Origin of the sequence: Zhongshania aliphaticivorans, assembly GCF_902705855.1 — a bacterium.
Taxonomy (GTDB): domain Bacteria; phylum Pseudomonadota; class Gammaproteobacteria; order Pseudomonadales; family Spongiibacteraceae; genus Spongiibacter; species Spongiibacter aliphaticivorans_B.
This window is the reverse complement of the sequence record NZ_CACSIJ010000014.1, coordinates 160912-187028: the sequence shown is the minus strand read 5'-3', so window position 1 is coordinate 187028 and position 26117 is coordinate 160912. Positions and strand designations below refer to the sequence as shown.

General features: G+C 49.4%; 25 protein-coding genes. 5 read left to right on the top strand and 20 right to left on the bottom strand.

Going from position 1 to position 26117, the window contains the following annotated elements; translation table 11 throughout:
* Positions 1-19 precede the first annotated feature (19 nt).
* From GVJ32_RS12890 to GVJ32_RS12875, 4 genes are all read left to right on the top strand, one after another.
* Positions 20-913: an MBL fold metallo-hydrolase gene (locus GVJ32_RS12890; protein ID WP_159240513.1), complete on the top strand. Its 894-nt coding sequence runs from the start codon at positions 20-22 to the stop codon at positions 911-913.
* Positions 914-948: 35 nt separating this feature from the next.
* Complete coding sequence (locus tag GVJ32_RS12885; protein ID WP_159240512.1) at positions 949-2616, top strand: bifunctional protein tyrosine phosphatase family protein/NAD(P)/FAD-dependent oxidoreductase; 1668 nt, start codon at positions 949-951, stop codon at positions 2614-2616.
* Between the two features lie 11 nt (positions 2617-2627).
* The gene (locus GVJ32_RS12880) at positions 2628-4388 is read left to right on the top strand and encodes a SulP family inorganic anion transporter (protein WP_159240511.1); all 1761 of its coding nucleotides are present in this window, start codon (positions 2628-2630) and stop codon (positions 4386-4388) included.
* Between the two features lie 112 nt (positions 4389-4500).
* Complete coding sequence (locus tag GVJ32_RS12875; RefSeq protein WP_159240510.1) at positions 4501-5589, top strand: CNNM domain-containing protein; 1089 nt, start codon at positions 4501-4503, stop codon at positions 5587-5589.
* Here the strand turns inward: GVJ32_RS12875 and GVJ32_RS12870 are convergent.
* The 19 genes from GVJ32_RS12870 to GVJ32_RS12780 form a co-directional block, all read right to left on the bottom strand.
* Positions 5586-6167 carry a hypothetical protein gene (locus GVJ32_RS12870; RefSeq protein ID WP_159240509.1) on the bottom strand — a complete coding sequence of 194 codons (582 nt, stop codon included), beginning with the start codon at positions 6165-6167 and terminating at the stop codon, positions 5586-5588. The two genes, GVJ32_RS12875 and GVJ32_RS12870, sit on opposite strands and share 4 nt — an antisense overlap.
* Positions 6168-6228: 61 nt before the next feature.
* Positions 6229-9588 carry a UvrD-helicase domain-containing protein gene (locus tag GVJ32_RS12865; RefSeq protein ID WP_159240508.1) on the bottom strand — a complete coding sequence of 1120 codons (3360 nt, stop codon included), beginning with the start codon at positions 9586-9588 and terminating at the stop codon, positions 6229-6231.
* The gene (locus GVJ32_RS12860; protein ID WP_235035146.1) at positions 9585-12254 is read right to left on the bottom strand and encodes a PD-(D/E)XK nuclease family protein; all 2670 of its coding nucleotides are present in this window, start codon (positions 12252-12254) and stop codon (positions 9585-9587) included. The genes GVJ32_RS12865 and GVJ32_RS12860 overlap by 4 nt, the downstream gene beginning before the upstream one ends.
* A gap of 42 nt (positions 12255-12296) precedes the next feature.
* Positions 12297-12551 (bottom strand): DUF2164 domain-containing protein, encoded by a 255-nt coding sequence (locus GVJ32_RS12855; protein WP_159240506.1) that lies wholly within the window; start codon positions 12549-12551, stop codon positions 12297-12299.
* A 17-nt stretch (positions 12552-12568) separates the two neighbouring features.
* Positions 12569-13807: a TIGR03862 family flavoprotein gene (locus tag GVJ32_RS12850; RefSeq protein WP_159240505.1), complete on the bottom strand. Its 1239-nt coding sequence runs from the start codon at positions 13805-13807 to the stop codon at positions 12569-12571.
* 79 nt (positions 13808-13886) lie between these two features.
* Positions 13887-14732 carry a MipA/OmpV family protein gene (locus GVJ32_RS12845; RefSeq protein ID WP_159240504.1) on the bottom strand — a complete coding sequence of 282 codons (846 nt, stop codon included), beginning with the start codon at positions 14730-14732 and terminating at the stop codon, positions 13887-13889.
* 179 nt (positions 14733-14911) lie between these two features.
* A complete protein-coding gene (locus GVJ32_RS12840) occupies positions 14912-15310 on the bottom strand; it encodes a GFA family protein (RefSeq protein WP_159240503.1) in 399 nt (132 codons plus the stop codon).
* A 90-nt stretch (positions 15311-15400) separates the two neighbouring features.
* A complete protein-coding gene (locus GVJ32_RS12835) occupies positions 15401-15805 on the bottom strand; it encodes a GFA family protein (RefSeq protein WP_159240502.1) in 405 nt (134 codons plus the stop codon).
* A gap of 221 nt (positions 15806-16026) precedes the next feature.
* Positions 16027-16977 (bottom strand): DUF5655 domain-containing protein, encoded by a 951-nt coding sequence (locus GVJ32_RS12830; RefSeq protein ID WP_159240501.1) that lies wholly within the window; start codon positions 16975-16977, stop codon positions 16027-16029.
* 45 nt (positions 16978-17022) lie between these two features.
* On the bottom strand, positions 17023-17454 hold the full coding sequence (locus GVJ32_RS12825; protein ID WP_159240500.1) for a thioesterase family protein: 432 nt from the start codon (positions 17452-17454) through the stop codon (positions 17023-17025).
* 103 nt (positions 17455-17557) lie between these two features.
* Entirely contained in the window at positions 17558-18964 is a 1407-nt protein-coding gene (locus tag GVJ32_RS12820) for a PepSY domain-containing protein (RefSeq protein WP_159240499.1), read from the bottom strand.
* 169 nt (positions 18965-19133) lie between these two features.
* Positions 19134-19352 carry a hypothetical protein gene (locus GVJ32_RS12815; RefSeq protein ID WP_159240498.1) on the bottom strand — a complete coding sequence of 73 codons (219 nt, stop codon included), beginning with the start codon at positions 19350-19352 and terminating at the stop codon, positions 19134-19136.
* Between the two features lies 1 nt (position 19353).
* A complete protein-coding gene (locus tag GVJ32_RS12810) occupies positions 19354-19770 on the bottom strand; it encodes a GFA family protein (protein WP_159240497.1) in 417 nt (138 codons plus the stop codon).
* Between the two features lie 145 nt (positions 19771-19915).
* Entirely contained in the window at positions 19916-20899 is a 984-nt protein-coding gene (locus GVJ32_RS12805; protein WP_159240496.1) for a GAF domain-containing protein, read from the bottom strand.
* A gap of 161 nt (positions 20900-21060) precedes the next feature.
* On the bottom strand, positions 21061-21870 hold the full coding sequence (eutC, locus tag GVJ32_RS12800) for an ethanolamine ammonia-lyase subunit EutC (protein ID WP_159240495.1): 810 nt from the start codon (positions 21868-21870) through the stop codon (positions 21061-21063).
* Complete coding sequence (locus GVJ32_RS12795) at positions 21867-23258, bottom strand: ethanolamine ammonia-lyase subunit EutB (RefSeq protein ID WP_159240494.1); 1392 nt, start codon at positions 23256-23258, stop codon at positions 21867-21869. The genes eutC and GVJ32_RS12795 overlap by 4 nt, the downstream gene beginning before the upstream one ends.
* Positions 23259-23342: 84 nt before the next feature.
* Positions 23343-23702, bottom strand: coding sequence for a DUF1428 domain-containing protein (locus GVJ32_RS12790; protein ID WP_159240747.1), 360 nt, complete (start codon positions 23700-23702; stop codon positions 23343-23345).
* A gap of 21 nt (positions 23703-23723) precedes the next feature.
* The gene (locus GVJ32_RS12785) at positions 23724-24155 is read right to left on the bottom strand and encodes a VOC family protein (protein ID WP_159240493.1); all 432 of its coding nucleotides are present in this window, start codon (positions 24153-24155) and stop codon (positions 23724-23726) included.
* A gap of 26 nt (positions 24156-24181) precedes the next feature.
* On the bottom strand, positions 24182-24610 hold the full coding sequence (locus GVJ32_RS12780) for a YciI family protein (RefSeq protein WP_159240492.1): 429 nt from the start codon (positions 24608-24610) through the stop codon (positions 24182-24184).
* 201 nt (positions 24611-24811) lie between these two features.
* Between GVJ32_RS12780 and GVJ32_RS12775 the strand changes: the two genes are divergently transcribed.
* On the top strand, positions 24812-25717 hold the full coding sequence (locus tag GVJ32_RS12775) for an acyltransferase (RefSeq protein WP_159240491.1): 906 nt from the start codon (positions 24812-24814) through the stop codon (positions 25715-25717).
* Here the strand turns inward: GVJ32_RS12775 and GVJ32_RS12770 are convergent.
* Positions 25714-26049, bottom strand: a complete 336-nt coding sequence (locus GVJ32_RS12770; RefSeq protein WP_159240490.1) for a YciI family protein — start codon at positions 26047-26049, stop codon at positions 25714-25716. The two genes, GVJ32_RS12775 and GVJ32_RS12770, sit on opposite strands and share 4 nt — an antisense overlap.
* Positions 26050-26117: the final 68 nt, after the last annotated feature.

The window sequence follows — 26117 nt, the reverse complement described above, 5'->3', positions numbered from 1 at the left end:
TTAAGAAGGAGTTTTAAAAATGACGACATTGCCCTTTAAAACCGATATGAACACTAACCCTGAAGTGATCGCGTTTTTTGACGAACCAACTAACACATTTACTTATGTGGTAAAGGATCCCGCCTCCAATGCCTGCGCGGTAGTGGACTCAGTAATGGAGATCGACTACGCCGCAGGCCGACTCAGCCTGAATGGCGCAGATAAAGTGATTGACTATATCCGCAGTCAAAACCTAGAACTGCAATGGATTATCGAAACCCATGTACACGCCGACCACCTCTCTGCCGCACCCTATATTCAAGAAAAACTGGGTGGCAAAATTGGCATTGGCGCCGAGATCACCACAGTACAAAACACCTTTGGCAAAATTTTCAACGAAGGCAGCGACTTCTGCCGCGACGGCACCCAGTTTGATCAACTATTTAAAGACGGTGATGAATATCTGGTGGGAGAAATGCGCTGCCACGCCCTGCACACCCCCGGCCATACCCCGGCCTGCATGACCCACATCATGGGCGACGCGGCCTTTGTCGGCGACACCTTGTTTATGCCCGACGGCGGCAGCGCCCGAGCCGACTTTCCCGGTGGCGACGCCAAAATTTTATATCGCTCCATTCAACGTATTCTGAGCTTGCCCGACGAGCTGCGCCTATTCATGTGCCACGACTACATGCCCAATGGCCGCGACGTTGAATACCAAACCACCGTAAAACAAGAGCGCGACAACAATATTCACGTTCACCAAGGTGTGAGCGAAAGTGATTTTGTTGCCATGCGCGAAAAGCGTGACGCGACCCTAGGCATGCCCAAGCTGATCCTGCCATCGCTGCAGGTGAATATGCGCGCCGGTCATTTGCCCAAGGCTGACACCAATGATGTGGTCTACCTGAAATTGCCGCTGAACCTACTTTAAACCACCAGTACAACCGGCCAAATTAGGGAGTTACGATGAACATTAAAGAATTGAATGCCAACTTAAGTGTCTCTGAACAAATACTGCCCAGCGATATTAGCGAGCTAGCAAAACGCGGCGTGCGCACCCTAATTTGCAATAGACCCGACGGCGAAGGCGCAGACCAACCGCTATTTACTGAAATAGAAAAGGCTGCCACTGAGCACGGCATACAATGCCATTATCTGCCGGTTATCACCGGCAAAGTTGGCGATGCAGAAGCCGCCGCCTTTGGCGAGTTACTACTCAAACAGAACGGCCCCTTTCACGCCTACTGCCGCAGCGGCATGCGCTCTACCACCCTGTGGGCACTGAGCCAGGCCAAGCAACTTCCGCTCACAGAGATTGTTGCCGCCGCCAAAGCCGCGGGCTACGACATGAGCGGCGTGGCCGCCCGTATTGCCGGCAAGAGTGGCGAAATAGACACGCTGCGAAGTTACGATGTGGTTATTGTTGGTGGTGGCGCCGCTGGCATCTCGACCGCAGCCAGCCTGCTGGCCAGAAACAACGCGCTGTCTATTGCCATTATTGACCCAGCCGAAAAACACTATTACCAGCCCGGCTGGACCTTGGTTGGCGCGGGCATTTTTACGCCAGAGCAAACCATGCGCGAAATGGCCTCACTCATTCCCAAAGGCGCCGACTGGATCAAGGCTGCGGTTGCCGCCTTCGACCCCGACAGCAACATCGTTACCCTCGAAGGCTGTCGGCTTATTAAATACACTCGCCTGATAGTTGCCGCCGGTATAAAGCTCAACTGGGACGGTATCGAAGGTCTTAGCGAAACCATAGGTCGCAACGGCGTAACCTCAAATTACCGCTATGATCTGGCGCCCTACACCTGGGAATTAGTTCGCAATTTAAAAGGTGGCCGCGCGCTGTTTACCCAGCCGCCAATGCCCATTAAATGCGCGGGCGCGCCGCAAAAGGCCATGTATCTGTCGGGCGACCACTGGTACAAAAACCAAGATATAAACAATATTAATATCGAATTTTACAATGCCGGTGCGGTGTTGTTTGGCGTGGCCGACTACGTGCCTGCGTTAATGGAATACGTCGAAAAATACCAAGCGGACTTAAAGTTTAACCACAAACTGGTACGCATCGATGGCGACAACAAAACCGCCTACTTTGAAACCACCGCCGCCGACGGCAGCACCGAAATTGTGAGCCGTGAATTCGATATGATTCACGTTTGCCCACCGCAAACCGCGCCTGACTTTATTCGCAGTAGCCCGCTGGTAGACGCCGCCGGCTGGGTAGATGTAGATCAATGCACGCTCCGCCATAAGCGCTACAACAATATCTGGGCGCTAGGCGATGTATGTAATGCGCCCAATGCCAAAACCGCCGCCGCTGCGCGAGTGCAAGCACCCATTGTAGCTGCCAATATCATTGCCGACATCAAGGGCACTCACCAAGTTGCTCACTACAATGGCTATGGCTCCTGCCCACTAACGGTAGAGCGTGGCAAAATCGTCCTCGCCGAATTCGGTTACGGCGGAAAGCTTTTACCGAGCATGCCCAAATGGATATTAGATGGCACCAAACCAACACGCGCCGCGTGGCTTTTAAAAGAAAAATTGCTACCGCCGATCTACTGGCAGGGTATGCTCAAGGGCAAAGAGTGGTTAGTAAATCCCGTGATGAGCGATGAAGCCTAGGAAATAAGACTTTGAAAATAACAGCAATTAAGCAATATTTCCCCATATTAACGTGGACCGCTGACTATCAACGCGACACATTAATTAGTGATCTTTTAGCAGCGGTCATCGTCACCATTATGCTGATTCCGCAATCACTCGCTTATGCTTTATTAGCTGGCCTTCCGCCAGAAATGGGCTTGTACGCCAGCATGTTACCGCTGATCGCCTACGCCATTTTCGGCACCAGCCGCACTTTGTCTGTAGGCCCGGTCGCGGTAGTCTCGCTAATGACGGCCTCAGCCATTGGCCATATCGCTGCACCGGGCAGTGTTAGCTATATTGAAGCGGCTTTACTCCTCGCCCTACTTTCTGGTGTTTTCTTATTGGGCATGGGAATTTTACGGATGGGGTTTTTAGCCAACTTTTTATCCCATCCCGTTATCGCGGGATTTATCACCGCATCGGGAATTATCATTGCCGTCAGCCAGCTAAAGCACATACTTGGCGTTACCGCGTCTGGCGAAAATGTATTCCATTTATTACATGCCTTAGCGAATGAAATAACTAACACCAACGTCTACACACTGGCCGTTGGCCTGCCGGTACTCGCGTTTTTATTTTGGGTTCGAAGCGGCTTAAAACCACTGTTAGTACGTGCCGGATTAAGTGATAAATCAGCAGCCATGCTGTCAAAAACTGGCCCAGTGATAGGCATTGTTGCAACCAGTGCTGCCGCCTATGCATTTGATCTTGGCAGCCATGGCGTAAAGCTAGTTGGCAATGTACCGAGTGGTTTACCCAGCTTAAGCATACCCAACCTTAGCCACAGTGCATGGCGAGAATTATTGGTATCCGCCATATTTATTTCTGTTATCGGCTTTGTCGAATCAGTCTCTGTGGGCCACACCCTCGCCGCTAAACGACGCCAGAAAATTATACCAAATCAAGAGCTTATTGGGCTTGGAGCCGCCAATGTTGCCGCCGCATTTTCTGGCGGCTATCCGGTCACAGGCGGCTTCGCCCGCTCAGTTGTTAATTTCGATGCGGGCGCCGTGACCCCCGCCGCAGGTATTTTTACCGCAATAGGCATTGGCCTTGCTGCGCTATTTTTCACACCCTATCTCGCTTATTTACCTCAGGCGACATTAGCTGCGACGATAATTGTGGCCGTGCTATCGCTAGTTGATTTCTCGATATTAAAACGCAGCTGGGGCTATGCCCGCAGTGACTTTATTGCGGTGAGTACGACCTTATTAGTAACACTGCTAGCCGGCGTGGAAAGCGGCGTAGCCTGCGGCGTATTCGCCTCGCTTGCTTTGCATCTATATAAGACATCCACGCCACACATGGCCGTGGTCGGCGAAGTGCCCGGCACCGAGCACTATCGCAATGTGAATCGTCACAAGGTGATTACGCATAGCGAAATATTATCGCTGCGTGTAGATGAGAGTTTATATTTTGCAAATGCCGGATTTATTGAAGATAGAATTTATGAGCTATTAGAAAAAAGTCCTGCAATACGTCATGTTATTTTAATGTGCACAGCGGTGAATGAAATTGATCTTAGTGCTTTAGAAACACTGGAATCTATTAATCATCGATTAAATGACAGCGGCGTTAAACTGCACTTGTCAGAAGTGAAAGGACCGGTAACAGATGTACTTTTAAAAACAAATTTTATTAAAAATCTAAATGGCGAAATATTTCTAAGCCACCACCTTGGCGTTCAAAAAATTCTGGCCTTAAATACAAAACCGGAGGAGGGCGACACAACGAATTGGAATATATAATAACTCTTTCGTTGAATACGGCCATCCCTAGGCGACGCCTCCCCGCAACTTTGCTTGACTTTATACGCTGGCAATGCGGCAATCTGCCATACACTTTAATGCCGGATCTGCCATGATCTTATTGCTAATTTATGTTGCCATCGCCCTAGGCGTGTCTTTTTTATGTTCTGTCTTAGAGGCGGTACTACTTAGTGTTACACCATCTTATATTGCCGCGGAGGAAGAACGCGGGCATCGCAATGGCCGCTTGTGGCGCAGGTATAAAACAGATATCGACAGACCACTAGCGGCGATTCTGAGCCTTAATACCATCGCCCACACCGTGGGAGCGGCTGGAGCAGGGGCGCAGGCAACGGCGCTGTTTGGCGAAGCCTATTTCGGGCTTATTTCAGCTGTACTCACCCTATTAATTTTATTTATATCCGAGATCATTCCGAAAACCCTTGGCGCCTTATTTTGGCGTCAACTATCGCCACCGTGCGCCATAATTTTGCGCTTCATCATGTGGTCGATGACTCCCTTGGTCGCAATGGCACAGGTTGTAACACGCATACTATCCCGTGGCGCAGGCTCGCACTCGATTAGCCGAGAAGAGTTTGTCGCCTTAGCTGAAGTCGCGGTCAGTGAGGGCATTTTAGATCAAGAGGAATCCAGCGCAGTCGCTAGCTTAATTCGATTTCGATCGTTGCAGGCCCGCGATGTCATGACCCCACGACTGGTAATTTTTAGCGTGTCAGAAACTGCCAGTGTTAAAGAGGTAGTGGAGGGCAACGAAGCCATTTTATTCTCGAGAATCCCAGTTTACACCGATGATCCCGACAATATCACCGGCTTTATCCGCAAAGACGAGCTAATGCTCGCCATGGCTCGCAGCCCAGACTCACCGCTAAGCAGTTTGCGTCGCGAACTATTCGTCGTTCCCGAATCACTACCGACACCCGAACTGCTCAAGAAACTAACCGAAATGCGCCTGCAAATTGCCCTAGTTGTTAACGAATACGGCAGTGTGATGGGCTTGGTGACAATGGAAGATTTGGTGGAAACCATGCTGGGCATGGAAATTGTCGATGAAACCGATACCGCCGTAGATATGCAGGCACTGGCCCGCGAACTATGGGCTAAGAGGGCGCGCCGACTCGGTGTGTTCGATGACGAGAAAATCAGCGCCGCCACGTCGTGGCAGGCGCCGAAAACTGATTAGTAACTAAAGGTGAGGGGTTCTACTTCCTGACTATTTACCGTGACTGGTAAACGGAAGTCATTCGGCATTTTTTTAACGGTGTATTGCTGGCCTCTAACCTTGTGTACATAGCTAAAATACTCGCCATCTAAGCCGTCAATTTTGTAGGCGTCGTAGTGCTCCGCCACCGTTGGGTCAGCGGGCTTCATACCTTCAACCGTTACCCAGCCGCGAAATATGCGGAAATAAATATCGCCAGACACGCCCCAAAAACCAACCTCCGACTGCGAGCGAGCGCTGCCGTCGGCGGAAACGAAGCGAAAATCGACACGATAAGTTCCATCAGCCGAGCGCTCAGTAAGCCATTCTTTCTGGCCCCCATCTTTTAACTTACGAATGCCGTACCACTTACCCAATAGCATTTCTCGAGACGCGCTGCTGGCCAATTTTTGAACCTCATCGGGCTCATCAATCTGTAGGTTTTCCTCTACCTGCGCCGTATCTAGCAGGTTTGTCGGCGCAATTGGCTTGCTCGTTTTTAGCTGCGAGCACGCCGCTAGTAAGGTTGATAACAATAAAAAACCAAGCTGCTTTTTCATGCAAAAAATCGTTCCTAAATTAGCCCGCCGGGCCATCTACTTTGTATTCGGTGTCACGGCTTTAGGTTTCGTCCAATACCAACAGGTGCTGGTGAGCCGGAAAATACAATGCCGTTGTGATCGCGCATTCTACCCCAGTTGCGTGCAAAGCTTGCTGATAAATTCGCATTTTTGCGCGATATCTTTCGGCCTGCTCCTCATAAAAGCGCTGCACATTCCCCTTGGCTTTTGCGGTCTTATAATCCACGATCCAGCAGCGATCTTCGTCGATAAACACCCGATCTAGAATAAGTGTTTGCCATTGCCCGCCAATCATTCGACGGATTGTTTGCTCACTGGCCTGCCATTGATAGCTGGCCAAGATCCACTGGCCCTTGTCACAGGACAGGGTATTGGTAACCAAGTCCATCACTCGGGCCACGCTGCTATCTAAATCTGGTTCGGGGTGACAGTGATGGCGCAAACGCTGAGTAACACCACGCCGGAGCCTATCGGTATCTAATATCCACTGCTCACGATCATTGCGACGGCCCAAACGCTCCATCAGCTCGTGGAATACAATACCCACCGCGCGATCTTCAATATTGTCTTCCAGCACCGCATTTTCGGTTTGGCGCTGGGCCCGCTGCAAAGGTGATTCTGGCGGCTGCGGAGGCTGCCAGACCGGCTCGCTGACAATTTTCAACTCCCGTAGCCTAGGCGCCATCGGCACCCGTAACGGCAGAACGGCGTCGTCGGTTTCAATAATCTCGCATCGCTCAAACGCATCGCCAACACTGGCCCACAGGCGATGCAAAATACTGCCTGAAGTCGCTGCAACATCACCTTTGCTATTCATCTGCGCCACGCCAAACACATGCAAAGCGCGCTTAGCGCGGGTGAGGGCAACATATATTAAGCGATCTATTTCTTCATCCAGCGCGCGCGCCTGAGTATCACTCATATAGCGATACAGTTTGTCGGCTGCTGGATCACCCGTAGAACTCTGAGGTTTAGGAGCAAAAATCATATGACCGCGCAGGCGTTGCCACGCCAATAAGTCGCGGTCGGCATTGCGACCAGCGCCCCCCGTGCTTGGCAAAATAACCACATCAAACTCCAATCCCTTGGACTTATGAATGGTCATTAACTCGATATTACTGCTGGGTGGCGTGGCATAAAGGCGCTCTAAAGCTCGCTCTAACACCCCAATATCTTCCAGCAACCCTGCTGGCGCATACTGGTCTAGCAAACCTAAAACCCGATCAATATCCCCTTGTTGATGGAGTTCAATGCAGGCCGGCCCGCCGAGTAAATGCCAAGCGCTCCGCAAGGCCCAGCGCAGATCGCGACTTTGCGGGCAGTTCTCTAACCACATCACGGTATCTCGAAGGTGAGTTAGCGCTTGCTGACCGTCTTGACTAAGCCCTGCACATATATCGACATCCATAATCGCATCACGAAGCAGGCCACCAGCTTCGCGCAGCAATAGCAAATCATCCCAGCTCAAGCCAACAAAGGGCGCACGCACGAGCCGCGCCCACGCCACATTATCGGCCTCATGCCACAGCGCCCTGAGCAAACCCATAAAATCCATCACCGCTGGCGTGGTGGTTAAACTATCAATATCTTGGCCAGAAAATGTCAGTTTCGCCGCCTTCAGCGCTGGCACAATATGTTTTAGATGGCCACGATTGCGAACCAATATCGCCATCGACGACGTTTTACCCGTCTCCGCATCCTGGGCTTGTACTTGTTGAATCAACTCAACGATCTGCTGAGCTTCCGCTTGACCGGCGCCGAGCTTGGCATCTACCTGCTGACCCAAAACCTGGGGATGAATACACACTTCACCGGCGTTATTACGCTGGGGTAGAGCCGCTTCGTAGTAGCGGCCGCGATCCGTAAATAAGATCTTGAAACAGTCATTTACCCAATTCACTAAATCTGGCGAGGACCGGAAGTTCGCCTTTAACTGTAGCGGTTTTAATGTTTTGCCCGCAAAGCTACCGCGCTGCTGCAGCTCGTCAAATAAGCTAACCAAACTACCGCGAAATGCATAAATAGATTGCTGTAAGTCACCGCAGAAAAACACACTGCGACCGTCATCTTCTTCCCAGCCTTGGCACAAGGCCTCTAGCAAATCTATTTGGCTCACCGAGGTGTCTTGCATTTCGTCGACCAAAATATGGCGAACGCGATCCTCAAGTAATAAAGCATCGCCAACTTCTTCACCATGCTCGGCGCTTAAGGCTGTAATGGCGCGCTGCGCAATCTCGCCAAAATCCACCCCACCTTTGTGCTCAAAGCTCAGGCGCAAATGCGCTAGCAAATAGGCTAGGGCGATACGGAAATGCCCAACCAATTCACGGCTGCTCTCGGGAAAATACGGCGGCGGCAAACTGGCAATACACGCTAAGCTCTGCGATGCCTCTTCATACAGGCCGTCGTCTTCCAAACCTTTGAGCCAAGCCTTAGCTTCGGCTGTGCCCGCCTGACCCGCTTTTAATCCTGCATAATTTAAAGAACGGGGTTTATATAATTCTCCTTTACCGCTCAAAATCGTGCTGGCCAATGTTTGAATTAATTCAAAATCAGCTATACCCAGTTGCTCGCTTGGTCGTAAATCCGCCGCCCAAGCGTGATCTTCATTCGATCCTGACGAAGCAACAAAAGCGCCAATCAGCTGATCAATATTTAAATCCTGCAAGGCCGCCCACGCGGGCTCAAACTGCGCGGCGACCTCCTCTGCCAGCGCGGCTTCCATGACATCTAAATCGCCACTGATTACATCACGCAACCATTGGTCTCGCTTAGATAATAAGGCCGATAACAACGGCAACAAAGTTTCAATCCGATTGCTGCCGTAAGCCAATAAATTTTGTAAGGCAACGGCGAGGGCGGGGGGACAATTTTTATCATCTAACTGCCTAAATAAGCTGAGAATTGCCTCGCGATAAAGAGCTTCGGCATCGGTAAGCGGAACCGCAGCGCCAAGCCCTGACAGCAGTGGCAAGCGGCGCACCAAACTCCCACAAAAACTATCAAAGGTCGTAATGCGCAAACGCGCACTGTTCTTTAATAAATGCCAATGATTGGCGGCATCTTTTTCTAATACTTTAAAAACTGCTTCGCGAATATCATGCTCAAAGCCACTCTCGACACTCGCTAGCTGTTCGCCATTTGACAAACACGCCAAGGCCTTAGCGCCATCTTGCAGCGCTGATACCACCCGCTCTTTAATTTCGCCAGCAGCTTTATTAGTAAAGGTAATTGCCACCACGGTTTCGGGCTGATCAACCACGAGTAAGCAGTGTAAATAGCGCAGTAGCAGCACACCGGTTTTACCCGAGCCGGCGGGCGCCCTCACTAATACCGAATGACGCGGGTCTACCGCCTGTTCGCGCTGATCTTGATCTGGTGGGCGAGGATACTGACTCATTGCGCATCCTCCTCGACACTTAAATCACGCAGCAGCGGCAAGAAAAACGCACTAAAACCTCGGCTGTGATTCTGACTGAAATCGTGCTCAATATTACCCGCTAATATTCCCGCCGCCATGTCTTGCAAGGTATTTGACCACGCCTCTAATTCTGCCTGCCATTTTTCGGGATTATCGACGTCATTACCGTGGGGCTTTTTTGCGAGCACACTATTTGCCCAATTGCTGCGCATATGAATTTTTAAATCGTCGGGACTTTTAAGCTGTGCCAGCATCACACCGTCAAGCTGCTGCGCTTCATTTTTTTGCGCCAACACATAGATGGGAAGCTGCGGCTCTGTTAGGTTTTCAACGCTAAGGGAACGACCATCAATCGTCCCCGTTTTATAATCTATTACAAGACGTTTTTCGCCAATTTTATCAATGCGGTCCATGCGAATTTTCAGTGGTATACCCATCAATTCGCTTTCAACTAGCTGCTCAGTCGCCACCACCTCAAAGTCTTGTAAGCGCCTGCGTTCATTTTTTTCCATCCATGCACAGACCAAACTAATCACACGCTCTTTCTCGATATTCAGCAAGGATTCACCAAAGCGCGCCACACTAAGCTCTGGATTTTCTAAGGCGCGCTCACAACTTTTACGCACCACAGCCTCTAGCTGCAAAGCACTACAGGCATCGAGCGCAGCCTTGTTTTGCAGTGTTTCCCACACATACTGCATGGTGTCGTGAATCAATATTCCCTGTATACGATGATCCAAACCTTCGGCGGCCACGGGAAATTCGCGCAAATTTAGTCGATATTTTAAAAATGCAAAAAAGGGACTGCTAGCATACTCTTTAAACAATCCTGTGCCGCCGCGAACTCCATTGCGCTGCGCAGGATTCACCGGCCGCACCTCATCAGCGCTTGGCATGGTAACAACACCACACGCTGTAAATCGCTCTGTTACTGTTGGCACACTTTCTTCAAGATACTCTGTCAGTAATGTGCATAAACCCAACGGGCTACCTGCTTCATTCTCGCGGCAATAACTCAAGCGCAACTGCGGCGCTGACTGCAGCAATCCCGAGAGGAGTTTTTGATCGCGCTGTAAACACAGCCCCGGATCACTCTCTGGATACTTTGCTTTTTGCTGTAATTCCAGTGGTAGAAAAGCGGAAGGCTCAACCCGGCGGGGCAGGGCATTGTCGTCTAAGCCCATAATCCACGTTGCATCGAACTGCAGGCCTAGGGCGCCATCGTACTCCATAATATGAATCGGACAAGCCCAATTGCGGCTAACCGAAAAACGCTTGGTACTCAGTATGTGTTGCAGCCAAGACAGCGCCGTGTCGTGACTAATGTCGCCAAGCTGTCTATCTAAGGCGCGAAATACATCCATCGCCTGACTAAAACCACGGCGACATTGCAGTACAATCTCGTCGTCATCGCTAGCATTTGGCCACGCAGAAGTCAGTAATAGTTGATCAAAAAATCGCACCCACGATGACGGTAGCTGCTTGGCTGGAGCGGCCTTTAACATCGCCTCTAGTTCATGTAGAAAATCGCAAACGCTGGGGTCTTCTAACTCTACTTTTTTTGCCAAGGATAATGCATTTTTCAAACTGGTTTCTGGGCCAAGACGATCCCGCCAACGAAGGTCTAAATTTGCGCGAACACTCCGAGCTTCTGGCCAGCCGCGCACAAAGCGCGAACGCAATATGCGGCTGAGCTGCTCTAGAGGTAGCGCCCTAGAATTCAAAGAAATGATATCCCAGGCCGACTTAATTAGCGGGTAGGACATAAGCGTTTCGCTAGCGTCAAATAGCCACGGTTCACGCACTTCTTGATCCTGCGTGGGAAACAAACCATTAGGATAAAACTGCCGCTGCAATACATTATGTAGTATTCCCCGATAGCGATTCATATCCGGCACTAAAATCGCGAAAATGGAATGCTCTAATGGTTTTTCTGCCTTAGCTTCTGCGCTAAATTTTTCGCTTAACCACGCAGCGACAGCCTCGCATTCCTGCAAAATTTGTGGCGCGGAACATAATATCGGCACCGATTTACTCGGCCGATCTTCGGCCAATGTTGAAATAGCTATTTTATCTGCGCAGCGTTCAATAAATGTTTGCGCGGCAGGACTAAGGTCTAAGCCTTCACACAACAGTAACTGATCTGGCAAATCCAATCCTGACTGTTCTAGCAAGTCACATAACTGTGCGGGTAATTGCTGCCCACTCAAGGCCGACTGTGCGTCCAGCTTTTCCTGCAAGGTTTGGCGCCACTGATAAAAGGCTTGGTACTCTGTAGAGAACCTATAAAAGTCTTCGTCACTGCTGAGTTGATACTGGGCATGCAACTGAAAGGCATCTACAAACTGGCGGGTAATCGCCATGCTATTCAAACAGTTGTCGGGGAAAAACTCGCTGCTTTCAATAATCTCGCGGCCCAAGGCAAGTAACTGGATAGGGCGCAGCACTTGCTTCGCGGGGAAGGTGGCATCCCATAATTCCGCCAGCCATTGATCAACGGGCATTACCGTAACGGTTTCGATAAACGCCTGATCGTGACTGCCGCGCAGGCGCGCGATGCGATCTCGACATTGGCGCGCACTCGCATCACTGGGCATAAGAACAATACTGTGACCAGTAAAGCTCAGTAGTTCTTTCAATTCCATTACGGCCACGCAGTCATCCCTTTTTGTTTTTCAAAATATAATTTATTTTACAAATTGAGTGGGCTTCTCAATTTCATAAAGCGCATCACCAATATCAACCAGCTTGTCTTCTAGCACCATCTTTGCATCGTTTAAACCGCGATTGTAGAAATACGCGCCAATTTCTTCTGAGAAAAAATCTGTTAGAAATTCAGCATCAAACTTACCGAGCTCCTGATGCAGCTCATCCTCAAAATAGCGCTGAACCTTGGCGATAATAATGTCTTTTTCTTCTTTAGAAAATTCAATAATAGCCATCTCATCTCCGTCATATTTTAATTTATTTTGCCTGCCAAGGCGGCCTTTGCTGCCCACACTGCCGTTGCGAAACAAGCTGTTAGCAAATAGCCGCCAGTTGGCGCCTCCCAATCCAACATTTCACCTACACAATAACTATTGGGTAAAGTTTTGAGCATCAGCTTATCATCTAAGGCGGTAAAACAAATTCCGCCATCGGTGCTAATTGCTTCGTCTATTTCACGGGTGGCATTAAAAGTTTGCGGCAGGTGTTTGATAAGGGCGGGCAGGGCGTCAATATCAGCCATTTGCTCTTTACTGGTTAAGGCTTTAAACAACGCCAATTTGCTGCCGTTAAGACCACACTGCTTGCGCAGCACATTGGCGAGGGAATCTTTGGGGCGGCGCTTAGCAATAGCCTGCTGTAATTTTTCGACTGACCTATCTGGGTCGAGATCCCAATATATTGTGCAACGGCCGTCTTGTTCGATCGCATCGCGCATCGGTGCAGAGATTCCATATACCGGCCCACCTTCAATGCCGTAGCTTGCGATAACGGCATCGCCGCGCTGGCGCCACTCGATTCCTTTAGCGTCGCGTATCGACACGGCAATAGACTTAAGCGGCTCGCCGCTGAAATTACTTTTAATGTCCGCAGGCCAGCTATATTCAAAACCACAATTACTAGGCCGAAAAGCTTGGCAGGGCACGCCGTGATCTTTAAACCGCGCCAGCCAATGGCCGTCTGAACCCAGCGCCGACCAACTACCGCCACCCATCGCAAAAAAGCAATGCTCCGCCTTTATAGTCAACAGTGACTCAGGGCCTTGGATGAGTAATTCGTCCCGATCATTCCAGCCCAGCCAGCGGTGACGGCTGTGAATTCGCACACCGTTTTCTCTAAGCCGGCTCAACCAGCGCCGCAGCAGTGGTGCGGCCTTTTTTTCTACCGGAAAAACCCGTCCTGAGCTACCTACAAAGGTCTCTACCCCTAAGCCGGCGACCCACGCTTGCAGGTTGTTTGCGGTGAATGCGTCTAATGCTGGTCGAAGTATGTCTGCCTTATCGCCGTAGCGGCCAACAAAGCTTTGCCAGTTTTCATTGTGGGTAAGGTTTAAACCGCCGATGCCAGCCCTCAGAAATTTACGTCCGACGGTGGGCATCGCGTCATATACATCTACTATTATCCCCGCCTTGCTCAACTGCTCAGCCACCATCAGGCCCGCAGGGCCGCCACCAATGACCACGGCGGCTAGGTGAGTAACTGAATCAGACATGGGGACAACTCGGTAAATGACAGTGCAGAGATTGTACCGGATTCGCCTCGCTTTTGAGACTTACTGCGCAACGCTCGAGCTACAATGCTATGTCATCTATGCGGGCTGGGCTAACAGTGGTTTCCGAACGCCACAAAATACGCGATATAGAAAACCCAATGTAGGCACCGCTATTCTTGCGAAACAGCGGGCTGTCGTTGAACGCAGCATCGTGTAAATCGTAATACGAGACCGACGCGGTAATCCGCCAATTACGATCTAGCTTCGCCGCCGCGTAAGCGCTCACTCCGGCGCTATTGTATCCGCGCTCGGCTTGGTAGCTCGGCCGCGACGCAGTAGCAAACCGTGGCGCCACACCATAAAAATAATTGTGGTAATCACGGCTTCCGTAGCGCAATTGCAAGGAGCCACCCAGCACATAGCGCTCACCGTAATGCTGACGCCAGCGTAATTCTGGGTTGAATAACCAGCCCTCGTAGTCCAAGGATGGAAAGTCATCTGCGGACAATAAGGCCCGCAAATTTAATCGCAGCTGAATTTTTTGCTCAGGCGTGTCAATAAACTTAAAGCGCAGGGACGGCCCTAGCTCAAGACTCACATTGAGATCATCCATACCTTCCCGTGCGCGGTTGTCTTCACTATTCACCGGCAAGCTACCACCTGCAGAAATATCCAGATCCCAGCGGCCTCGCTCAAATAACAATCCACGCAGACCATCGCGGCCCGCCTTTACACGCTCACCGCGATAAATAATATAGGGGAACGGCAACACATAAGCTTGATCTTGGTCTGCACTGGGGTAGTCCGGCAGGCTAAAGGCTGACAAACCTACACCGAGCTCCCATTTTGGCAAGCGCTGCTCGTCACTGGCATATACACCAGCAGATAGCACAGCCAAAACCAATATACGCAAAACTGAGCTCATAAACTTCTCGGTGATTGCCATTAAACAGCCTGAAACAAACTTATAGCATAGCCGCTTAAAAGGCGGCATGGGCTAGTGCAAATACTAATACACGAAATGCGCGAGCCTAGACCACCCAGCTACCAGTGTAATGTTTAGCCTCGCATCGCTGCTTTATATAGCAGCGGCCAATCACCTACCTAGCTATCAGGCGAAAACTGCTCAAATACCTGCTGCCCAGTTAGCTTGGTGGTTTGATTACTAAACTCATAGAATTCCGGCTTTTCATCAATGAATATTTCATTAGATAGCTGGAAATCTTGATCTTGGAACAAGCCCGCCGGAAGAATATATTCATTATTAGGGAGCAAATGATAAAAAAGATGTGTGCCACAGCTTGAACAAAATCCGCGCTCTGCCCAGTCAGACGACTGATACTTAGACGGAGCATCGCCTACAAAACTAACATCCGAACCGCAATGCACTGCGAACATTGGCCCGCCTGACCAACGACGACACATCGAACAATGACAAATGCCAAGATCAATAGTATCGGCTGTTTCTACTTCAATTTTTCCACACAAGCATTTACCCTTCATAGCTGACTCCTTTCTACAAATGAATTTACATGACGTCTTTTATCGTTACGTTTTTTATAACAAAGTTTTCAAAAATAATACCGCGTCAGTTCACAAGCTATCAGGAAAACCACTAAATTGCGGGATTCCCGCATACGGCTCGCACCAACTTGCTTTTGACTCTGTGTTTGCATGGGCTACTGGCTTAAAGCTGATTGGACTATCTATCGTCGAGAGCGCGATGCAGAAAAATAAATTCTTATCAGGTGCGTAGTTTATAAGCCTCGTACCACACTCAGAACAGAATGCTCGGAAGCCACCCGCACCATTTTTATGCTCCTTTAGAACACCCTTCTCATCACATAATTTGAACGTAGAATACTTTACGACAGCCACCGTCGCGTAGTCCGCACCATGCGCCTTTCTGCAAAACTTACAATGGCAGTTAAAAATTTTCTCTGGAAGTATTTCTACTTCGTAACGAATACTGCCACACAGGCAACTACCATTGGCCATACTTGTTCTCCATTGTATTTATTAGATATTTAGGGCCAGTGTAAAAAACGTCCATTGGAACAAAAGAATATTAATTTATTACGTTAAAGGATTGAGCAATCTACGATTTGGAATTTTTACACTGACTCCAAATAGGCATAGCGCCCGCAACACGCACGGCTTTGTAGTAAGGCCAAGCCGCAACGGAAAAGCTGCGCTGTAGCTGCGATTGTTAGAAGCCATTAGCCACCGACCTTGTTATACGCCATTGCTATAAATTCTTTAACTGGCTCAAACTCCGCTTCCGAAGATACGGTAAACTCAACATCACCAGTACCATAATGACCTATTGATGTTACATCTCGATAGTTTTTAGTGCCCTCTGGAATATCCGACGACTTGAGCTTTAAGAACAGCTTGACGTTCTTACCCTTGACTTCCATACAAGCGATGTTCTGCGAGATTTTATAAGCAACGTAGAATTTTTTTGGAACTTCTTCGATGGATTCATCTAAGCCAATGATGAACTCTCGTATGATTGCTGTTAACTCTTGGATACCGTCGCTTTTTCCTTCAAGCCTTTCATCAAACGTATAGGTCGCCGTGGCGCGAGTTAATGCTGCTTTTTTACCAGCCTCAACCATAACGGGATTTTTGTATCCATTTTCAGTGGTAGCTGCAGACGTTGACACTACCGTTGATTTGGTAGTATGAAAAACCTCTTCTAGATAAAGTGAGTTATTGGAAAATAAGCGGTATTTCCATAGTTCAATATTTGCGCCCATTACCTGAACTGCATGCAAATCATATTTCTTATAGTTTGGGGCAATGCAAATAACCCTCACGTCAGACCAATCAACCTTTACACTATTTCCTAGCCGCTTTTGTACCGCGATCTCAAAATCACCCTTGTGATCTTGGATCCAGTGTAAGTAAAAAAGGCTTTGATTAATAAGCTCGGATGATTCGACTTTTTTGTACTCAATAATCACCGGATTATCTTCTTCCGATAGGGCGAGGCTATCAATTCGACCTGCATGCTGCGCGCCGGTTGAAAACTCACTGGCAACAAATCTGCAATTGAAGACCGTTTCGAGATTTTTCTCCATCAGGGACTGCAAATCCTTTTCCAGAGCAAAGTTCTTCTGCTCGACGGCAGATAGCTTGTCTCCTGAAATATCGAAAATCGGCACTTGATGATTACTCCATTGTTTCTTTGGCTTAGCTTCAATAATTAATTACATTGCCGCTACTTTTTCTTTAAAGCCCGCCGGTACTTCGCAAACCGATTTTGTATTGTAGTCAAAAAATAACATGGTGTTACGGAGGCGGGCGGTTTCGATATTTTTGCTTATATTAAATAGGCGAAACGCGAGTTCAAAGCTCTTGGCCGTAAAGTTGACGGCTGCGACGTCGATGCGCAGTCTGTCGCCGTAGTCGGTTTCGCTTAGGTATGAGATTTCTGAATGGGCCATTATTAATCCGGCTTCTTCAAAGGCGGTGGCGTGCTCGTAACCTAGGGCGATAACAAAGCGCAATTGCCCTTCAATGGCGATGGCGGGGATGCGATCTGCGGCTAGGTGGTTAGCCACATTTACGTCTGAATAGAGGACGGTGTATTCGGTACTAAATTGAAAACGTTCTGGTAGGTCTATGGTTTTGCGGGACATGGGTACTCACTGCTTAATAATCGACAAGATTGGGATAAAACGTGGGCTTACTGTACTCATTTCTTGCTTGAAATGGCAGCGTTTAGGCGAGCGAAAAGCCAGATCAGCGCCTGGCTCGGCGTATGACTAGAAACATCCCTAATGAAAAGGTAAGGGCAATGCCGGCGGCAAAGCAGGCTGAAATGATGTCTCGTGCGGTGTGGCCTAGGCCGTCGATAAAATGCCATTTATGCAAAAAGGCAAAGCTGAATCCTTCGTAGCGGTCGGCGTCTCTCACCACCGTTGCCAAGGCGCCGCTGCGTGGCTCTACATATACGCTGAGGTGATCGGCGCGCTCGTAATCTACTGCAACAACGGGTAGGCGCTTGTTTACAAAGCCATATTCGTCATTAAAAGATTCTACGGTTCGCGTCGCTTTGATTGGCGCGTCCGTGGGCATATATTGCGCCGCCAAGGCTATAGCATGTAAGCGCTCACCATCGGCTAGGACTTTGCCATTACTCGCATCTATATAATGTAGTTCACCCTCATACCAGGTGCGGAAATAGGCCTGTTCATTGATAGCGACCAAATCTGCCTGCACGATTTTAGCGTTCAGGGCCGACCAATTCACTGTTAATTGCTCTGCACTAAAGCTCTGTACCGGAGCCACCAAGGGCTGTAATACAAATTGCTTTTGCCATAAATGGTATAAGCCGCTGCTGGTGAAGGTGACGGCGGTAATGGCGACGGTGACACCCAATAGGCGATGAACCTTAAGGGCAGGGCGGCCTTGTCGCCAACCGCGACCAGCACGCCATTGCAAAAAATATTGCAGCATGCCCGCCAGCGCGATGATTCCGCCACCGACAAGGCAAATACTCATTAATGCCAAACGCAGGCTGTCGTTTTTAATAAATATCCATGAATGAGCGTAGCGGAAGAACACGCTCGTCGCCGCCTTGGTGTTATTCACCACGGTGCCGAGGCGATCGCTGGCGGTGTCTACGTACACCCGCATACCATCTTCGCGCTCAAAGGCGACTCGCCACACCGGCAGCAGGCGGTTTACAAATACATAATCTTCGTCGAATTCGGTTTGCAGGCTGATAGATTTTACTGCGCTGTGCTGGTCGCCCAAGTAGTGGCGCGCGAGAAACTCCGCGTAATCACGCTCGGCATTGTCGACGACTGCGCCGCTATTCGCATTCAGCCAGATAATGTCTGACTCGGTTTGCAGGCGGTAATAGGCTTGCTTTTGCCACGCTAAGAGGCGCACGGCGGTCAATGGCTGCGCTACACCAGCGTGTTTTGCAGCTTCGCTAACGCTGAGCAAGTCTGCCGTTGAAAACGCCTCTAGCTTGTAAAGGTATGCCTCAGCGGAGGGTTGTATGCGAGAAATAATTGGGTGAGCTAGGCCGCTCAAACCCCATGCAATAATTGCCAAGCCCACTACCGCGCCAAGCCGAGGATGCCAGCGCAGCAACCAGCCTATAAGCGACGATGGACGGCGCGGGGAATTGCTAGACATAAGAGATGACCCATTAGTATGCGGCAAAAAAGCTGCTTTAAACTCGACTTGGCTGAGGGGCTAATCACATAGCTCTCCCGCGCAGCGCTGAGCAGGCGGCGTATTTTAGCAAAGTTTAAACACTGGGTAATGTGACATGATGTCGCAGCGGCCGGGCAGAAGCAGCGCATTACATCTGCGACTGTTTTTCTGCCGCTAAGCGACGACGATACTCGTCATAGGATTCGCTGTATTCCGCCTTGCAAGTCTGCCGCTGGCTAGCGGGTAGCTTTTCGCATTCCTGCAAACGATTTTGATGGCTCGCCTCGTAAATCCGCTTGTTACTGCAGGCGCTGGCACTAGCCAACGCCACGATAGCGGTAATGCTTGTTAACGTCCGTACCGTCATATTAAGGCTGTTTGTCGAACTGCGGCACGTCATCAGGGATGTGAAACCAATCTTGCTTTTGGCTAACCCAAATATGGGCTTCTGGCTGAAGAATTCTGGTGTCACTCAAATTTGCCGGTTTAAGTTTAATCACGTCCGGCTGGTCAGGATTAAAGTGGTATATGCGATTTCCGCAAACTGGGCAAAACTTCGCATAGTTTTTATTGCCGCTTTCCGCTAGTCGCTCCCACTGCTGTAACTCACCCTCAAATACGACGGTATCTGCGGTGACTAAGGCAGTGAGACTAAAAGCGCTAGTCGATAATTTTTGACACTCTTTGCAATGACAGGCCATCACCTTTAATGGTGGTGACAGCAACTGATAGCGCACATTGCCACACTGACAGGAACCCGAGATAGGGTATTGGATATCGGCCATACAAACTCCCAATTTTAATAAGGGATGGATATTTGAATGGCAAACATAGTAACGCCGAAAGCGGCGGTTTTACAACAAAGCAATGTGGGCGTGAAGTTATTACTGGGCTACCTTAGCAATTAAAATCTGTTTAATAAATTTGTTACTAGATACATTCACTTTTCATTGCGGCATAACGCTTTTGTTTCTTATTATCATACATAATTAAATCAGCATCTGTGATCAACTTTTCTACGGTAGAATGCTTGCCAGAATTAAATTCGGCGACGCCGTGACTGATTGCTAATTGCAACCCTGATTCTTCATGGCGGTTTAGTTCATCAATCCTGGTTTTAAATTTCATCACTGCCAATTCTGCTTCAGCTGCCGACGTGTCAACTAAGAGTGCAGAAAATTGATTCTCGCCCACTCTCGCCACTAGGGCAGATTGCTCTAGGTCAGCATTCAAACATTCACTAAATCGCATGAGCATTTTATTGCGCTCCGCGTTTTCTGTTTCATTTTTATTTTCAACAACATCTAACTCTAAAAAAACCAAAGATGCCGAAATATTACGACGGGCACATAAATCAAGGCCTTTTTCTGCCAGTACCGAAAAGCTATTACGGGTGCTGATGCTGGTGACCTCATCCAAGATGTCGAATTCTGGACGAATAATTTCTCGCTCAATAATTAAAGCAAGATCTCTAAACACATCGAGATCGTCTTGGCTTAACACTCGTGGGCGACGGTCGATAAGACACAAGGTGCCCAGCGCGCTGCCATCTTCTGCTAGGAGAGGACAACCCGCATAAAAGCGAATATGAGGGTCGCCTAAAACTAGGGGGTTATCGAAAAAACGTTCATCAACACGCGCATCTGCGGTGCTCATAATTTTGCGGCTTAATATGGTGTGGCCGCAAAAGGAGATAGCCCGCGAGGTTTCTCGCACGTCCAAGCCCTGCGCCGACTTAAACCACTGGCGGTCGTGGTCAATTAAGCTGACTAGGGCGATGGGAACATCAAATAATTGGCTGGCAAAACGTGTAATGCGGTCAAAGCGCTCTTCAAAGGGCGTGTCTAAAATGTTCAGCGATTGCAGAGAGGCTAAGCGCTTGCTCTCATTATCTGGTGTTCGGGGGATTTCCACTACTGCACCTCAACATAAGCCATCCTTCGGCGCCTTATTTGGCGTCAAAATTTATCGCTGTGAACATTTTGAATCGTTGTGACATTGTGACCCTCAGCCGTAGGCTGTCCCATACGGGCTTATCCCTATGATATTTAGGTTCGGTAAATGGGTGAAAAAGCTTACTTAGACGATCTAAAGAATGGGATATGTTTTGTAGTCTGTCCCTCTAGCAATACAGACTCGTCTTTTAAACCAACGCCTGTCAGCGATTTTTTTAAGGCAGTGGTAATGAGATACATGGCCGTATCGCAAGCTTGTTGGTAGCTAAGGCCACCATTACGAATATTTGAAATGCAATTGCGCTGAGCGTCGGTGCAAGCTCGCTGTGGCGCATAGGTGATGTACGCACCCAAGCTGTCCGGTGAGCTCAAGCCTGGGCGCTCGCCAATGAGCACAACGACTAAACGCGCCTTTAGTGCCTCACCAATATCATCGCCTAAGGCGACCCGCGCCTGAGTTGCAATACTCAGCGGTGCAAGTCTAAGGTTTTGTGCATGCATTGCGGGAACAATGAATTCCAATAGAGCCAGAGCATGATGCTCGACGGCTGCCGACGACAGACCATCCGCCACGACTATCGCAATATCAAAAGGCTGGGCATCATTCGCGGTTTGTCTTAGCTTATGCCATTGGGCATCTGCTAGCCGGCGACCAAGATCTGGGCGCTGCAAATACTGCGCGCGATCTGCGGCCTCGCTTTGTAGTATTAAGGCCGCCTGCTCAGCAGAAAACTTGGCGCGGTAATCTCTGGCAAATTGGGCAGCATTAAAAGGGCAGTGCACGGCGTCGCGGGCTCGGGCGTGGTCGAGTTGAAATAGTAAATTCGCCCTCGTCGGCAGTGACACCCCTACACGACCTTGGGCAATACGCGCTGGGGTGTATTCTCGCAGCACCTGCCATACATCTCTCTGTGTATTCAGCTCTTTCATGCCTGCCCCTTCAAAGAAAGCGCCTGAGCAAAACGCGCCGGCAATTCACCGGAAAACAACGCACCCTGACTGTCCATAATATTTGAGCTTTGCAGCCACTGAAAAAACTCCGGCGCTGGCGGCAAGTTTAAAAGGCGGCGAATATAAAGTGCGTCATGAAATGAGGTTGTTTGATAGTTGAGCATAATGTCGTCGGCACCGGGTATGCCCATAATGAAATTACCGCCCGCCGCCACGAACTGGGTAAGCAGCATGTCCATATCATCCTGATCTGCTTCGGCGTGATTGGTGTAGCAAATATCACAACCCATGGGCAGGCCCAGCAATTTTCCACAGAAGTGGTCTTCTAAACCCGCACGAATAATCTGCTTACCGTTGTACAAATATTCTGGGCCAATAAAGCCCACCACGGTGTTTACTAGCAGCGGTGAAAATGCTCGCGCCACGGCATAGGCACGGGTTTCTAAGGTCTGCTGATCAACGCCGTGATGCGCATTGGCAGACAGCGCGCTACCTTGCCCAGTTTCAAAATACATTACATTGTTACCCACGGTGCCACGCTGCAAAGATTGCGCAGCCGCATGAGCCTCCGCCAATATTGATAGATTCACACCAAAGCTGTTATTTGCCGCCTCTGTGCCAGTAATAGACTGAAATACCAAATCGACCGGCGCGCCCTGATTAATCAATTCCAACGTAGTGGTAACGTGGGTAAGCACACAGGACTGGGTGGGAATGTCAAAACGGGTAATCACATCTTCTAATAAATACAATAAGCGCGACACGGTTTGGGTGTTATCTGACGCAGGATTTATACCGATGACCGCATCACCACTGGCGTATAACAAACCGTCAACGATGCTCGCCGCAATTCCCGCTGCGTCGTCGGTGGGGTGGTTGGGTTGCAAACGCGTTGAAAAATGATTGGCAAGACCGAGGGTATTGCGAAAGCGCGTGACCACCTCACACTTTTTGGCAACAAGAATAAGGTCTTGCACCCGCATTAATTTACTCACCGCCGCGACCATTTCGGGTGTTAAGCCCGGCGCCAATTGGCGCAGCGATTCTGTCGTGGTCGCATCTGATAGCAAGTAATCGCGAAATTCGCCAACACTTAATTGGGAAACGGGGGCGAAGGCTTGGGAATCGTGACTATCGATAATCAGCCGCGTTACTTCGTCATCTTCGTAGGGAATAACAAGGTCATTCAGAAAATGACGAAGGGGCAAATCGGCCAAGGCATATTGCGCCGCAACACGCTCTTCACTGCTGCTGGCGGCGATGCCGGCAAGCACATCGCCAGAGCGGGCAGGGGTCGCCTTGGCGAGCAAGGTTTTTAGGTCGCCAAAAACATAATGCTGATGACCTAGGTTGACGCTAAACGGCATTGATCACCTTCTGCATAGACAAAAAGCTACTTGCCTTTGAAGCTACCAAGCTTTGTCGTCTGGTGCAAAAGGAAATGTGGCTAGCTATAAAGCTACCCGCGCTTTGAAACCACCGAAAATCATCCGTTTGCCATCAAATGGCATCATATCTGGGCCCATCATCGCCTGCATTCTCGGATCCTTCATGACCGCCTCGTTAATTCGATCGCGATCTTCGCGCGAGGTGTAAACAATGTAAGAGAAGACCACCACTTCGCCCTCTTCTAGCTTAACGCTTTGCGGAAACGAAGTGTGCACGCCGGTTTTTACGTCGTCGGCGACACACTCCATATACTCTAGCGCACCAAGCTCCTTCCAAATTTCACCCGCGGTCTTGGCTATTTCAAAATAGGCATCCAAGTTTTTTTCTGGCACAGGCAACACAAAACCATCTACGTAGTTCATCACTTTTATCTCCGCAATTATCTAAGCACAGTCTGGCTCAACCCCAAGCGGCGCAGGCCCATTTACCATCCACGAAATACCAAATTTATCGACAAAGGAACCAAAGCGCTGAGACCAGAAGGTTTCTGCTATTGGCATGGTGATATTGCCACCCTCAGACAGTGCCGCAAAAATACGCTCGGCTTCAGCAATCGTATCTGCTTGAATCGCTACGCTGCTACCGGCGGGCCGCTCATACATTTCGGCGGGGGCATCGCAACCCATTAAGATTAAGCCATCGCCGTTATCAATTTGTGCATGCATGACATGGTGCTGACTGTCGGCGGGGAAATGTTCCGCCGCTGGAGTTTCTGCCACCGCCATAATCACTGGTTCAAGATCAAAACACGCAGCATAGAATTCAAAGGCTTGCCGGCAATTACCGGAAAAATTCAAATAGGGATTAATTTTCATTTTTGCTCTCCTAAGTTCCATTCAAACTATTGTTGTTGCTGCTCCATAGCCTCGCGTAAGCGCGCCTCTTGCTCTTGCAATTCTGGGGTGAATTCTTCGCCAAAATCCTCGCCTTCAAATACCGGACGAATTTCGACATTGCTATGTTCGCCATCGGTATTCGGAATGCGTTTGGCCCACGTAATGGCTTCTTCCATCGACGCCACCTGCCACATCCAAAAGCCCGCTACTAGTTCTTTACCCTCAGCAAACGGGCCGTACTCTGCGTGAGACTCGCCCTCACCAAAGTGTACCCGCACACCGGTCTTAGTTGGGTGTAAGCCCTCACCACTCAGCATAATGCCAGCCTTTACCAATTCTTCATTAAAGGCGCCCATCTCAGTGAGTAACTGCTCACTTGGCATTACGCCCGCTTCGCTGCTGGCACTCGCCTTCATTAAAACGATACATTTCATAAATCACTCCTTTATTAATCAATTTCTATCATTAGTCGAAGGGCTATGTGTCAATTCGACAGGTTATACAAAATATTTTTTCTCACCCCCCATCTGCCGTTCGTCACATCGCGCCGGTATACAGTATTTGGCAAAGTTTTTACTCACACCCAATATTGGCATTACAATGGCAAACATCATAAAAGTTACAGATACGAAACCATGCTGACATTCCTTCCCCCCTTCGTGCGCGGCAGCCTAATTATGCTGCTGATTATTTGCTCTACGCTAATGCTAGTCCCATTTTTATTTCTTGCAGCGATGCTCAAGCTACTTATTCCGCTGGCGACCACCCGCCGCTGGTTTACGATTGTGTCGATAGAGATTGCTAATCTCTGGGTAGGTTTTAACAATTTGCTGCTCAGTGTCGTTAATGACATTGAATGGGACATTGACGGCGCTGAAGGGCTGGATCCCAAAGACTGGTATTTTGTTACCTGTAATCACCAGTCGTGGGCAGATATTTTGGTTGCGCAGAAGGCTCTATTCCGTAAGATTCCAATGCTTAAATTCTTTCTTAAACAACAACTTATCTGGGTTCCGGTGATTGGCTTGGCGTGGTGGGCGCTGGATTTTCCGTTTATGAGGCGCTATTCGGCGGCGGAGATCGAAAAGAATCCGGCATTGAAGGGCAAGGATTTAGAAACCACCCGCAAGGCCTGCGAGAAGTTTAAATACACCCCGGTCACGGTGTTTAATTTTATGGAGGGCACCCGCTACACCCCAGACAAACACCGCAGCCAAGAGTCGCCGTATCAGTACTTGCTCAAACCCAAGGCCGGCGGCGCGGCCTTTGTGCTGGGGGCAATGGGGGAGCAGTTGCACACCCTCTTAAATATTACGATTCACTACCCCAGCGATGACCGCAGCTTTTGGCATTTTCTGTGTGGCAGAATACGCAAAGTAGTGGTTCGTATAGAGCGACAAAACATTCCACCCCGCTTTTTAAGCCGTGATTATTTGAGCGATCAGCAGTTTAGGGCCGAGTTTCAGCAGTGGGTGTCTGAATTATGGGCGCATAAAGATCAGCTCTTGGGCGAGCTTCACGGCAAAACTGAGCCCGCCTAATCTGGCTGTAACTCGCGTATTGGCCGCACTTCTATGGAGCCGACACGGGCCGGTGGAATTTTTGCCGCCTTGTCTAGCGCCTCGTTAAGGTCGCGAGCATCTAGCAAATAAAATCCCGCTAACTGCTCCTTGGTTTCAGCGAAGGGGCCATCGGTATAAGAAACTTTGCCATTGCGAATACGCAAAGTAGTCGCCGTCTCCACCGGTTGTAGTGCTTCGCCGGCAATGAAATGACCGCTCTCTACTAAACCCTCAGCGCAGGACATGCACTCAGCGTCGTCCATCGCTGCTATTTTTGCTTCTTCGCCGTAAACTAAACATAAATACTTCATGAATTTTGCCCTCTAAATACCTGTTCTTATCCTAGTCGAATTGGGGCCGTCTAAATCGACAACAAGCC

What these genes read in the sequence shown, in the direction of transcription:
- GVJ32_RS12890 (WP_159240513.1), top strand. Translation starts at nt 20, where the DNA reads ATGACGACATTGCCCTTTAAAACCGATATGAACACTAACCCTGAAGTG.
- GVJ32_RS12885 (WP_159240512.1), top strand. Translation starts at nt 949, where the DNA reads ATGAACATTAAAGAATTGAATGCCAACTTAAGTGTCTCTGAACAAATA.
- GVJ32_RS12875 (WP_159240510.1), top strand. Translation starts at nt 4,501, where the DNA reads ATGATCTTATTGCTAATTTATGTTGCCATCGCCCTAGGCGTGTCTTTT.
- GVJ32_RS12870 (WP_159240509.1), bottom strand. Translation starts at nt 6,167, where the DNA reads ATGAAAAAGCAGCTTGGTTTTTTATTGTTATCAACCTTACTAGCGGCG.
- GVJ32_RS12865 (WP_159240508.1), bottom strand. Translation starts at nt 9,588, where the DNA reads ATGAGTCAGTATCCTCGCCCACCAGATCAAGATCAGCGCGAACAGGCG.
- GVJ32_RS12860 (WP_235035146.1), bottom strand. Translation starts at nt 12,254, where the DNA reads ATGGAATTGAAAGAACTACTGAGCTTTACTGGTCACAGTATTGTTCTT.
- GVJ32_RS12855 (WP_159240506.1), bottom strand. Translation starts at nt 12,551, where the DNA reads ATGGCTATTATTGAATTTTCTAAAGAAGAAAAAGACATTATTATCGCC.
- GVJ32_RS12850 (WP_159240505.1), bottom strand. Translation starts at nt 13,807, where the DNA reads ATGTCTGATTCAGTTACTCACCTAGCCGCCGTGGTCATTGGTGGCGGC.
- GVJ32_RS12845 (WP_159240504.1), bottom strand. Translation starts at nt 14,732, where the DNA reads ATGAGCTCAGTTTTGCGTATATTGGTTTTGGCTGTGCTATCTGCTGGT.
- GVJ32_RS12840 (WP_159240503.1), bottom strand. Translation starts at nt 15,310, where the DNA reads ATGAAGGGTAAATGCTTGTGTGGAAAAATTGAAGTAGAAACAGCCGAT.
- GVJ32_RS12835 (WP_159240502.1), bottom strand. Translation starts at nt 15,805, where the DNA reads ATGGCCAATGGTAGTTGCCTGTGTGGCAGTATTCGTTACGAAGTAGAA.
- GVJ32_RS12825 (WP_159240500.1), bottom strand. Translation starts at nt 17,454, where the DNA reads ATGTCCCGCAAAACCATAGACCTACCAGAACGTTTTCAATTTAGTACC.
- GVJ32_RS12820 (WP_159240499.1), bottom strand. Translation starts at nt 18,964, where the DNA reads ATGTCTAGCAATTCCCCGCGCCGTCCATCGTCGCTTATAGGCTGGTTG.
- GVJ32_RS12815 (WP_159240498.1), bottom strand. Translation starts at nt 19,352, where the DNA reads ATGACGGTACGGACGTTAACAAGCATTACCGCTATCGTGGCGTTGGCT.
- GVJ32_RS12810 (WP_159240497.1), bottom strand. Translation starts at nt 19,770, where the DNA reads ATGGCCGATATCCAATACCCTATCTCGGGTTCCTGTCAGTGTGGCAAT.
- eutC (WP_159240495.1), bottom strand. Translation starts at nt 21,870, where the DNA reads ATGAAAGAGCTGAATACACAGAGAGATGTATGGCAGGTGCTGCGAGAA.
- GVJ32_RS12795 (WP_159240494.1), bottom strand. Translation starts at nt 23,258, where the DNA reads ATGCCGTTTAGCGTCAACCTAGGTCATCAGCATTATGTTTTTGGCGAC.
- GVJ32_RS12790 (WP_159240747.1), bottom strand. Translation starts at nt 23,702, where the DNA reads ATGAACTACGTAGATGGTTTTGTGTTGCCTGTGCCAGAAAAAAACTTG.
- GVJ32_RS12785 (WP_159240493.1), bottom strand. Translation starts at nt 24,155, where the DNA reads ATGAAAATTAATCCCTATTTGAATTTTTCCGGTAATTGCCGGCAAGCC.
- GVJ32_RS12780 (WP_159240492.1), bottom strand. Translation starts at nt 24,610, where the DNA reads ATGAAATGTATCGTTTTAATGAAGGCGAGTGCCAGCAGCGAAGCGGGC.
- GVJ32_RS12775 (WP_159240491.1), top strand. Translation starts at nt 24,812, where the DNA reads ATGCTGACATTCCTTCCCCCCTTCGTGCGCGGCAGCCTAATTATGCTG.
- GVJ32_RS12770 (WP_159240490.1), bottom strand. Translation starts at nt 26,049, where the DNA reads ATGAAGTATTTATGTTTAGTTTACGGCGAAGAAGCAAAAATAGCAGCG.